We start from the raw sequence: 11467 nt of genomic DNA, 5'->3' as shown, positions 1-11467 counted from the left end.
TGCTCAACCCTCACCGCATTCTCATGCGCAGTGCTGTTTTTATGCTGTTTAATCACCGTGTGACGGTCGTGCACATAGTTGTTATAATGTTGAATAAGCGCCGTGATGGCTTCGCTCGAATCCAACTCGTTCAATGCCACCACACGCAGCAACACCTTGTCGATGGCATCGTCGGTGGCGACGCGCAACTCCTTCAAATCGTCCACTGCCCTACCGCTTTTGTAACGGTTGTGATAGCAGTCGCCGAAAGCGGTGTTGGCCGTCTCCAACCGTGTGATGGCGGCCGCGAGCTTCAGCTTTGTTACCGCCGCTGTGCATTCGGCACTCTTCAAATCGGTCACAAGGTTTTCAATCAGTCCCGTCTCCCGGTCATAATTCGCCCGCACCACACCTGGATACCTCTTCGCCACCTCTTTCAGCTTGTCGGCGGCTTTCGCCTCGTCGGCATCGGCACTCAATTCGGCCACCTCCAGCGCCTTCATCAAAGCCCGATAGGCCGTGTCGCGCACGCTGTCCAAAGTGTCGAGCTCCTTCGAGCCCTCCTTGGAGCGCGGATAGTTCAGCGCCTCGTCCTCGCGTTTCAGCGCATCTTCTAAAGGTTTCAACACAGCGGTGAGCTTTTCAACGCCCGCCTCTTTACACATGCGCAGCACATGGCCGGCATACTGGTAGTGCTCCATCCCAGGGAGCTTGCTACGGTCTAAAGCAGTTAATTTCATTGCTTGTTAATGTATTTAAAGTTGACTTTGGGAATACCCCAAAGCGTAGTTTTTTCGTGTTCTATCCCATTCGGAGGTCAATATGACCGTTACATTGCTGCAGCAAACGATTCGGAGGTCGAAATGACCGTTACATCGCTGCAACAAACGATTCGGAGGTCGAAATGACCGTTACATCGCTGCAGCAAACGATTCGGAGGTCAATATGACCGTTACATCGTTGCAGCAAACGATTCGGAGGTCGAAATGACCGTTACATCGCTGCAGCAAACGATTCGGGGGTCGAAATGACCGTTACATCGTTGCAGCAAACGATTCGGGGGTCGAAATGACCGTTACATCGCTGCAGCAAACGATTCGGGGGGCAATATGAGCTTTTGCATCATTGCGACAGCCCATCGAGACTCCCCAAACATAGCTCTTTACGCCCTTAGAATTTAACAAAGGGCCTAACCCACGATTGATAATCTGATGCGGTAAAAGCCATATTTCCATCAAGAAGCACAATCGCACCACATCTAACACTGCCGCCAAAACTTTCAAAAAATTCAGTGCTTGTCCAATTTGTATGTATCGCAGGAGGAGGAGTGATCCCTAAGTCTATAAGGTCGAAGTAAAAGGCAGAGCTGGCCCATTTATAGTTCGTCCTACCTCCAGAGGCTTGAGTACCATCACTAAAGCCCGACGCAACTGCAAATAAATACATTTCCCCGACACTGGGCAGATACCAGTTTGCTGTGGCCATTGTTCCCGTCAATGTCACACCACTGTTTTGCAACTCTTCGCGGTAATGAGCCGCACGATAGAAAGCCGGATAGAGGGTAGGCTGATTGGCCTTAATCGTTGTTCCATCGGCACTGCCCGATGCCTCCCAAGTGTACCGATAGCCATCCATATCTTGAATCATTGCAGCAGTCTCTGACCAATTAGGCCAAAAAGGGTGTGTCCCATCGCCATAATATTTATAATTGAAGGGATGGATATACGGGCCTGTATACAACTCAATGCGTCCTCCGGCAACCTCATTCAGAGCAGCAGCCAGCCGTCTGCTTTGACTCACCACCAAGCCAATGGGCACTTTCGGCGAGGCGAGCACATTGCCCTGCTTGTCGCGATAGAGCGGTGTGCCATCTGATTTGCGCAAACGTGTATATTGCGTGGCATTGATAAAGTCGGTGCTGCCATCGTTCATCAGATAGAGATAGTTGGGACGCAGCTTCACGTTGATGATATACGACCCATTGTTTTGCATTACCACCGCAGGATTGGGCGCGAGGGTGAGCGAAGCATTGTGATTGGCAAAATCAGCGCGGTAAATCTTTCCGCTATGGAAGGTTAGCTCTAATTTCGAAGCATCGGTTGTCGGCAGAAAATAAAAATAATTGTTGGTGAGGCTGGGGTAGTTAATATCTTGATAAACTCCTTCCACCCCCCCAGTCACATTACCTTCTACCCAAGTATTGTTAGCCGGGAATGTGCAGTTTTCACTCAGTGCCGCATTGGTGTAGCCTGTCCAAGTGTCGGTATTCACATCATAAGTGGCCTGGTTGGGAACGGACGTAGCGTTGATCGACGCGAGCGTGGCGGCCATGGCGGGATAGGGCATGTAGCCGGTGAGCTTGAGCTTCATGCGGGCACCAAGATGCTTGAGGGTGAACACCACTTCTTTCGTAGCGTCTTGCGCAGTGAGAACCACACCGGTGGTGCGGCCAATCAGCGCGTTGCTCATGTTGGAGCGGTCGACGATGAACGTGTTGCCGCTGCGGGTTAAATCGCTGTAGAGCACAAAATCGTAGGTGCCGGGTTCTAAATTCATCGAACCGCTGCTGATGGTGAACACGCCGCTGTTGACGGTGCCCGTCACTTCGCCGACCAATGTTGAGCCTTGATAGGCCAGCAGGGTGTAGGTACCGTCGGTCAAAGCACGTGTGGTGGCGCGGTCGGCCCTGGTGGTGTCGCGCTGAATGGATACTTCGGCCATGAGGTTGTTGTCGAGGTCGATTACCTGCTTGCTGATTGTGTCGGGGACAAGGGCGCGCGTGCCCTGCACTTCCTTGTCGGCATTGTAGTCTTCAAAATTCACTTTGAAAGTGATTTGCTTTGCCGTGTCTATTTTGCCGCCGGGTTGGTTGTCCAACTCGCTGTGGCAGGCCGACAGCCCCAACAGGGCTGTGGCTATAATTGCTAATTTTATAATTTTCATTTCTTCTCCGTTTTTAAATTCATAAAACATCGTTTCCGTTGTTGCCATTAAGGTGCAACAGTGCTTTCGTCGCCCGTAAATATGGTTCCACCTTCCGACGACCCATCACTACCCCATGGCGTAATCGTTGAGCCGGACACCCCTGGCCGTACTGCCGTTTTGGGTTCGGCAACGGGACGGACGATGTATCCACTTGATCGGGCATAACTGTTTCTTGGATATAATTGATTTTCATTAAAATCTAAGAAGAGACCATTTTGGACATCGGCTGGGAATGCCGACCAATAGTGACCATGTCCATGTTCGCCAGTATAAGCCAAACGGCCATCGTAGTAGAAAAGGAAGCCCGTAGCGGGAAAGAAAATGGTTTCTATTGGGGTGGTATGAGTCTTGAAATGCCAACCATAGTCCCAAGGACCTACGACATTATATTTACTTTTATCAGAACTTTCACTTTCACCCGTTGTTGTGAAACCTGTGAACGCATTAGAGGCAGGCATGTGGAAACCGGCAGGACATGGATCATAAATGGTCTTGGTAACCTCATCATCGCTCCGGTTGGGCATTTTGGTGTTATTGGTCGACCATGTATTGGCATAGGTCGTAGCATAAGGGTCGTTTTGTGCAGAACTCGTATAGTAATATGTCCCTGGGGTTTGAATGGTTTTGCCCACAGAAGCACGCCCATTAATAGCTTTAAAAGCATTGGCAGGATAGATTTTTGTCGTGTTGGGTAAGGCATCCTTACGTCCCCATTCATAGAGGGTATTCACTTCTTCACGATCGCCACCGGGGTTCTGTGTGATGATGAGTTTGGCCTCTTGTGGATTATCAGGATGCCCTGCAACGCGACCGCCGCCTATTTGCTGGAAGGTGACGCGTGCCATTCGAGGCTTGGTATAAGAAGTCACCTCCCATTTGAGATGGACATAACCCAAGGAGTTGCGAGTGAATTTATAAATGACACCGCTATGATTTTTACACGGGATAGGGTCTAATGCGTCGGCGTGGTCGAACCACAAATGCCACGACCACATCACGGTACCACTGTTGTTTTTAACTGCGATGACGGCATTCGCATTGCAAATATCAGCTTGCTTGACTTCGAACTCTACAAAGTCAACCCCATTGTATGTTTTGATTGGATTGGTACCGAAATGAACCATATTGGGTTGATCCATCCAAACAACATCTGCTTTCACAGCTTTATCCGTACTATTTTGTACATTGATATAGGGAGAAGAAATCGGTTGATCGGCATGATCCAAGAATGTATGTAGAATGACATCAGGATAAATCCAACTGGGTGTTACAGGTGCCGTGCTGATATAGGCGCTCTTGTTGGCTACATTCCGTCTAATCGCGTTGCCATAAACCAACGGGATGCAATAATGCCCAGGGGCAGAGATGAGATAGCTGTTGGCACTCTCTTCAATTCGGTCTCTTGCACCGTTTCCACCGGGGTTCGCAAGGTTGTAAGGGTCGCTGTCACTGCCTTTGGGTGTAGCATCTTTGAGCACTTTGTTATAAGGTGTGAGCTTATCTATCATCAGGTCTTTGCGCACGGATGCACTTCCCCAGTCAGCATAAACATTGCCATTGTACTTGTTACCGCCATCGCCTTCAGTTTTCGAGAAGTTAGTGAGCCAAGCGGGTTTGGTCATGCCTTTGTCGGTCCAGGTTGTACCGCCGTCTGTGCTTTCTTCATATTTCACAACTTTCCAAGGCATGGGTTGCTTTTTGGTGCCGCCCAAGCCCTCGCGATAACTGTTGACAGTATATCCTTGCGAACTTTCTTGATAGGAGAAAGTGAGGGCTGGCGAAACCGTGAGGTGGCACTCCCAACCCGACTTCCGCTGTGTGAGCTTATATTCGGTTGTGGTGTTCTCTTTCCACACGCTGGGCGTGCCATCTGCATTGCACAAAGGGAATGTGACATGCTTTGTGGTTCCGCCTTCTTCGTAGTAAATCGAAACCTTGGCATGATCAGTCGCCGTCTTGGCGGGCAAGGTTTGCGGAATCATCAGGAAGGTGTAGTTCTCACAGCCTGCTTGGTTATAATAAGTGGGCGTTTTGCGCTCGCCGGCCAACATCGTATTGGGCATCTTCGACGCATCAACATTGATGCCATCGAGCGTCATCGTGGTGGTGGCATTGTCAACCGAAAGCCAAGCGGCATCGCTGCCATCGGCCTTGTTGGGCAGTTGGTAACGCCCTTTATACTTCACACCTGAAACTTCAATCTTCTTAATGATGACAGGCGAGAGGTTGCTGCCGATGGAAAACTTCACTGCGGCCAGTGCATGGCGGAACTTAAGGTTGCTTGTGGGGTCGTTGCCATGAATATAATGCACCTCGCCCGAACAGGCTGTCATCAAATCCTTTTGCTGCGCTACATCTTGATTGACTTCGAAATCAACATAAGGCACCTGCGCAGGGGTGCTGGGTGAAAGTGTGATGCCATTAGCAGCCGTAGCTTCGGGCGACACAGCATAGAAGCGGCCATAAACGTTTACGGGCCAGTCCCAATCGTAACGATTTTGCAATGTTCCATCGGGATTGGTCTTCGCGTTGTGAAACCATAACAACGCGCTACTGGGATTGGATGCGGCTGCAGAACTGGCCGCACGATAACCAATCGAGGAGAAGGTGCCAAGCGTGCTGGCGGTGAGAATCGTTCCGCGCGTCTTCGCATCCACTTTCACGGGGTTAAGGCCCTCAACGGTCGACTCAATCAGGCAGAAATCATGGGGATTGTCGCCCGTAGCTTCAAGTCTTTGGGGTGCAAGGTAGGTCGCAGAAACAGGCTGATTGCTCAGGCTGCGCGTTGCACCTTTGGCATGGGCTTGCTCCAAATCTTCCATTTGTGCGTCGCTCACATTGAATGCCAACGCCATTCCGGTGTGCTTGCCGGGTTGGTCGGTTGCTAAATCATCGTCGGCACAAGCAGCAGCTAAAAGAGCAGCAGCACCAACGGCAACAAGCAAACCTCGGTTGCGAAGTCTGCTCCATGCAAGGTTGCTCAACTTATTTTTTATCTTCATTTTTGTTGTTCCTTTTATTTTTACTCCATTCATTTGCCACAGCTATTAATCTTCATCTTCGATTTCCTCACTGTCACCATCTTCAAAGTCTCCTACGCTGACGCTACCTTTGTGACCTGCTTCACCACCACCACCGGGACGTGCCACGGGACTTTTCGTTAATAACAAATACTCATCCGCCAACGGAATGACCGTACATGCAGGCGTTTCATACAATTTTTTCTTCATTTTAATAAAACTTTTATATATTCAGAGTTATGTTTTACACCGTCTTTGTATACAAAAACGGATTGATTTTTTCCACGAAAAAGGGCATGCAAAAAGTTTATAAAAAACTTCTTGCACACCCTTTGTTTATAAGTGATTATGTTGTATATTACGCGCGCGCGTTCTTTATTAATGAGCGGTCGCTCGAATGTGTGTGTGTGTGTGTGTGTGTGTGTGTTACACTTTTATTTGGATTGACCAAATAAAAAGGCATAAAAAAACAGGCAGAAGAAAAATTCTTTTGCACTGCGAAAGTTGCCTTGTTGTGTAAACGATTCATTACTGACTTTTTTATTTTTGTTGGCAGCAAAGTTAAATGTTTTTAGCGAAATGGCGAAATATTTTCGAAAAGAATTGTGTCAAGATGGAATAAATCTTGAAGTTGCAGATAGGGTCTTGACATATCATAACGGAGGGGCGGGAGTTCTTTTTTGTCGTGAGGGGGGCTGTAATCGAAAAAAAATAAGTAAGTTTGCACCGAAAATTAAAACGAGAAAAGCATGCAAGAGAGCGATTCGATAGTGATTATCCCCACCTATAATGAAAAGGAGAATATCGAGAAAATCATTCGGGCGGTGTTTGGGTTGGACAAGTGTTTCCACATCTTAGTCATCGACGATGGCAGTCCCGACGGTACGGCGGCCATTGTGCGCGGGCTCATGCAAACGGCGTTCGAGGGGCGGTTGTTTATCATCGAGCGCGCCGGGAAACTGGGTTTGGGCACCGCTTATATCGCGGGGTTCAAATGGGCGCTGGAACGGGGCTACGACTATGTTTTCGAGATGGACGCCGACTTTAGCCACGACCCCAACGATTTGCCGCGGCTTTATGCGGCTACCCACGACGAGGGCTACGACATGGCCATCGGTTCGCGTTATGTGAGCGGTGTCAATGTGGTGAACTGGCCCATGGGGCGCGTGCTCATGAGCTATTTTGCATCGAAATATGTGCGCTTGGTCACGGGCTTCTCGGTGCACGACACCACGGCCGGCTTTGTGTGCTATCGTCGGCGCGTGTTAGAAACGATTCCTTTGGACGAGGTGCGTTTCAAGGGCTATGGTTTTCAGATCGAGATGAAGTATACCGCTTATAAGATAGGCTTCAAAATCAAAGAAGTTCCCGTGGTGTTTGTCAATCGCCGCGAGGGCGTGAGCAAAATGAGCGGCAGCATCTTTGGCGAGGCATTCTTTGGCGTGATGCAACTGCGCTTGGACGGCTGGTTGCGCAAATATCCCACGCCGAAAGCTTAATTTTTTCTTACGACTTCACTGCTGCGGGCCGATAGCACATGGTGGCGCAGCCGTTTAAATCAACAATTTTGGACATACAATCTCTGCAACAACGCTATGCCAAGTCGGCTCAGGTGGGCGCGCTGGCCCAACTGCTGCGCACTTCGACGCGCGGAACTGTTTATGCCGACGGACTTGTGGGCTCGTCGGCGCCGTTGGTTTTTGCCGCATTGGCCGACAGGGTGCCTTCGACTTTTGTCTTTATCTTGCAAGACGAGGACGAGGCGGGCTATTTCTATCACGATTTGCAGCAAATCAAAGGTGATGGCGAGGTGTTTTTCTTTCCGTCGAGTTTCAAGCGTGCCGTGAAATATGGGCAGCGCGATAGTGCCAACGAAATTTTGCGCACCGAGGTGCTCACGCGGCTCTCAACCCATGCCGACGCTGCTGAGCCGCTGCTCGTGGTGAGCTATCCCGAGGCGCTGGCCGAGTGGGTGGTGGGCAAACAGCAGTTGAATGAGCGCCGCCTGTCGCTGAAGGTGGGGCAAGCAATCGATTTGACCGAGGTGGTGCATGCGTTGCGCGAGTTGGGCTTCACCGAAACCGATTATGTCTATGAGCCCGGCCAATTTGCCGTGCGTGGCAGCTTGCTCGATGTCTTCTCTTTCAGTTGCGAAGACCCTTTTCGCGTGGATTTCTTTGGAAAAGAGGTTGATTCCATCCGCACGTTCGAAATCCAGGATCAGCTTTCGAAAACCAAATGCAACGCCGTGGAAATCGTCCCCGAGTTGTCTACGTTGGAGGCTCATCGCGTTTCGTTTTTCAAATTCCTGCCCGAGAACAGTGTCTTGGTGACCAAAGATTTTGCTTTCGTGAGCGAAACAGTGGGGAAAATCTATGAAGAAGGCTTTTCCAAGCAGGCACTCACCGAAAAGTTGGCGGGTGCTACCGAGATGGAACAGCAAGAAATCAGGCAGACGTTCAGCAAAACCCAAGCGCTGGTGCCGCCCACAGAGTTTGTTGCTGATGCGGCGCCTTTCCGACGCATTGAAATCGGGACGCTGCCCAAAACGTCGCGAAATCGTGCAGAGGGTGGGGAAGAGGCGTTTAGCGTGGTGGCGTTTCACATCACGCCCCAACCGTTGTTCCATAAGAATTTCGATTTGCTGGTGACCACCTTCGACGATTATTTGCGTCATGGCTACACGCTCTATATCCTGGCCGACAGCGAAAAGCAGACACAACGCCTGCGCGACATCTTTGCCGACATGGATAGCGCGGCCGCCAAAAATATTCGCTTCGAGGCGGTGAACAAAACGCTTCACGAAGGGTTTACCGACGATGCGCTCAAGCTGTGTTGCTTCACCGACCATCAAATTTTCGACCGTTTCCACAAATACAACCTCAAGAGCGACGGTGCACGCGCCGGAAAAATGGCGCTCACCATGAAGGAACTACAAGAGATGGAGCCCGGCGACTTCATCGTTCATGTGGATTTTGGTATCGGCAAATTCGGCGGTTTGGTGCGCGTGCCCACCGGCAACAGCTATCAAGAGATGATACGCATCATCTATCAAAACAACGACAAGGTGGATGTGAGCATCCATTCGCTCTATAAAATCAGCAAATACCGGCGTGCCGACACGGGCGAACCACCACGTTTGAGCACACTCGGAACGGGCGCGTGGGAGCGACTGAAGGAGAAAACCAAGAAGCGCATCAAGGATATTGCCCGCGATTTGATAAAGCTCTATGCCAAGCGCCGACAGGAAAAGGGTTTTGCCTTTGCCAAAGATAGTTATTTGCAGCACGAGTTGGAGGCGAGCTTCCTTTACGAAGATACGCCCGACCAAAGCAAGGCCACGCAAGAGGTGAAGGCCGACATGGAGCGTGCTCGCCCCATGGATCGCTTGGTTTGCGGCGATGTGGGCTTCGGCAAAACCGAGGTGGCCGTGCGTGCCGCCTTTAAGGCGGCTTGCGATGGCAAGCAGGTGGCCGTGCTGGTGCCAACGACGGTGCTGGCCTATCAGCATTTCCAAACCTTTAGCCATCGGTTGAAGCCTATGCCGGTGCGCGTCGATTATCTCTCACGTGCGCGCTCGGCCAAACAAACCCATGCGGTGTTGGCCGATTTAGCCGACGGCAAAATAGATATTCTCATCGGCACACACAAGCTCATCGGCAAGCAAGTGAAGTGGCACGACTTGGGGTTACTCATCATCGACGAGGAACAAAAGTTTGGTGTTTCCACCAAAGAGAAATTGCGGAAGCTCAAAACCAACGTCGACACGCTCACCATGTCAGCCACGCCCATACCGCGCACGTTGCAGTTCTCGCTGATGGGAGCGCGCGACATGAGCATTATCCGCACGCCGCCGCCCAACCGTTATCCCATCCACACCGAGCTTTCCACCTTTGGGCATGAGGTGATTGCCGACGCCATCAATTTCGAAATGAGCCGCAACGGCCAGGTTTATTTTGTGCACGATCGCATCAACGGCTTGCAAGAGATAGCTAACCTCATCAAGAAATATGTGCCCGATTGCCGTATTGCCATCGGTCACGGGCAGATGAAACCCGATGAGCTGGAAGAAATCATCATGGGCTTCATGAACTACGATTACGACGTGCTCCTCTCGACCACCATCGTTGAAAACGGCATCGATATCAGCAATGCCAACACCATTATCATTAATGATGCGCATCGTTTCGGTTTGAGCGACCTTCACCAGATGCGCGGACGCGTAGGACGCAGCAACAAAAAGGCGTTCTGCTACCTGTTGGCACCGCCAAAGAGTGTGCTCACGCCCGAGGCGCGCCGCCGATTGGAGGCTTTGGAGAACTTTTCCGAGCTGGGGAGTGGTTTTCATTTGGCCATGCAAGACTTGGATATCCGCGGCGCAGGCAATTTGCTGGGTGCCGAGCAAAGCGGTTTTATGGAGGATTTGGGCTACGAAACCTATCAGAAAATTCTCTCGCAGGCCGTTACAGAACTCAAAAACGAGGAGTTTGGCGAGATCTATCGCAACCAAATGGCCGAAGGTGCAGCCGTCAGCGGTGAAGAGTTTGTGGACGATTGTGCCATAGAGAGCGACCTCGAGATGTATTTCCCCGACAACTATGTGCCCGGCAGCAGCGAGCGCATGTTGCTCTATCGCGAATTAGACAACATCGAAACCGACGACGACCTCCATGCTTATCGTCAACGGCTTGTCGACCGTTTTGGTCCTGTGCCCCATGAGGGTGAGGAACTGATGCAGGTGGTTTTGCTGCGCCGATTGGGCAAACTGTTAGGCTGCGAGAAAATCATCTTGCGGCAGGGGCTGATGACGTTGCAGTTTGTTTCCAATCCCAACAGCGCCTACTACCAAAGCAAGGCTTTCGAAGCTGTCATCAATTATGTGGGCAACCATGCGCGCCAATGCGAGTTTAAACAGGTGGGTAACCGCCGTCTGCTGAAAGTGTCGGCCATAGCAACGGTTGAAGCGGCTGTCGAAGTGCTGCGCCAGCTGCAAGCAACATCGTCTGTAAGCAATCCTTGATCATCATCATCGCCCAACCTCTTGGGCGGATTGTCTTTCTCAGAAAAGGTTGTTCGTGCACTCCCGAACGCTTGTTTTTCTCAAAAATAGTTGTTCGTGCCTCCCCGAACACCTGTTTTCCTCAAAAATGGTTGTTCGTGCATCCCCGAACATTTGTTTTTCTCAAAAATAGTTGTTCGTGCACCCCCGAACGTTTGTTTTCCTCAAAACCGGTTGTTCGTGCACCCCCGAACGCTTATTTTTCTCAAAAACGGTTGTTCGTGCACCCCCGAACGCTTGTTTTTCTCAAAAACGGTTGTTCCGCACCTGCCGAACGCTTGTTTTTCTCAAAAACGGTTGTTCCGCACCTGCCGAACGCTTGTTTTTCTCAAAAAACGGTTGTTCCGCACCTGCCGAACGCTTGTTTTTCTCAAAAACGGTTGTTCCGCACCTGCCGAACGCTTATTTTTCTCAAAAAACGGTT

The 11467-nt window shown here is 50.6% G+C and carries 7 protein-coding genes; 3 read left to right on the top strand and 4 right to left on the bottom strand.

Annotation, left to right across the window (positions count from 1 at the left end):
• From HMPREF9431_RS05405 to HMPREF9431_RS05390, 4 genes are all read right to left on the bottom strand, one after another.
• Positions 1-719: DUF6261 family protein (locus tag HMPREF9431_RS05405; RefSeq protein ID WP_004380164.1), on the bottom strand; the 719-nt coding region annotated here is incomplete at its 3' end.
• A 430-nt stretch (positions 720-1149) separates the two neighbouring features.
• Complete coding sequence (locus HMPREF9431_RS05400) at positions 1150-2922, bottom strand: fimbrillin family protein (protein ID WP_004380162.1); 1773 nt, start codon at positions 2920-2922, stop codon at positions 1150-1152.
• 47 nt (positions 2923-2969) lie between these two features.
• On the bottom strand, positions 2970-5966 hold the full coding sequence (locus tag HMPREF9431_RS05395; protein WP_004380161.1) for a hypothetical protein: 2997 nt from the start codon (positions 5964-5966) through the stop codon (positions 2970-2972).
• Between the two features lie 45 nt (positions 5967-6011).
• On the bottom strand, positions 6012-6194 hold the full coding sequence (locus HMPREF9431_RS05390; RefSeq protein ID WP_004380159.1) for a hypothetical protein: 183 nt from the start codon (positions 6192-6194) through the stop codon (positions 6012-6014).
• Between the two features lie 539 nt (positions 6195-6733).
• Between HMPREF9431_RS05390 and HMPREF9431_RS05380 the strand changes: the two genes are divergently transcribed.
• The 3 genes from HMPREF9431_RS05380 to HMPREF9431_RS13205 all read left to right on the top strand — a co-directional run.
• On the top strand, positions 6734-7483 hold the full coding sequence (locus tag HMPREF9431_RS05380; protein WP_004380156.1) for a polyprenol monophosphomannose synthase: 750 nt from the start codon (positions 6734-6736) through the stop codon (positions 7481-7483).
• 68 nt (positions 7484-7551) lie between these two features.
• Entirely contained in the window at positions 7552-11004 is a 3453-nt protein-coding gene (gene mfd, locus HMPREF9431_RS05375) for a transcription-repair coupling factor (RefSeq protein ID WP_040561148.1), read from the top strand.
• Positions 11001-11467: hypothetical protein (locus HMPREF9431_RS13205; RefSeq protein ID WP_196794562.1), on the top strand; the 467-nt coding region annotated here is incomplete at its 3' end. The genes mfd and HMPREF9431_RS13205, both read left to right, overlap by 4 nt.

Origin of the sequence: Segatella oulorum F0390, assembly GCF_000224615.1 — a bacterium.
GTDB lineage: Bacteria > Bacteroidota > Bacteroidia > Bacteroidales > Bacteroidaceae > Prevotella > Prevotella oulorum.
This window is presented reverse-complemented; position numbering and strand designations above follow the sequence as displayed.

Coding starts and splice junctions, on each gene's coding strand:
- HMPREF9431_RS05400 (WP_004380162.1), bottom strand. CDS start 2,922: ATGAAAATTATAAAATTAGCAATTATAGCCACAGCCCTGTTGGGGCTG.
- HMPREF9431_RS05395 (WP_004380161.1), bottom strand. CDS start 5,966: ATGAAGATAAAAAATAAGTTGAGCAACCTTGCATGGAGCAGACTTCGC.
- HMPREF9431_RS05390 (WP_004380159.1), bottom strand. CDS start 6,194: ATGAAGAAAAAATTGTATGAAACGCCTGCATGTACGGTCATTCCGTTG.
- HMPREF9431_RS05380 (WP_004380156.1), top strand. CDS start 6,734: ATGCAAGAGAGCGATTCGATAGTGATTATCCCCACCTATAATGAAAAG.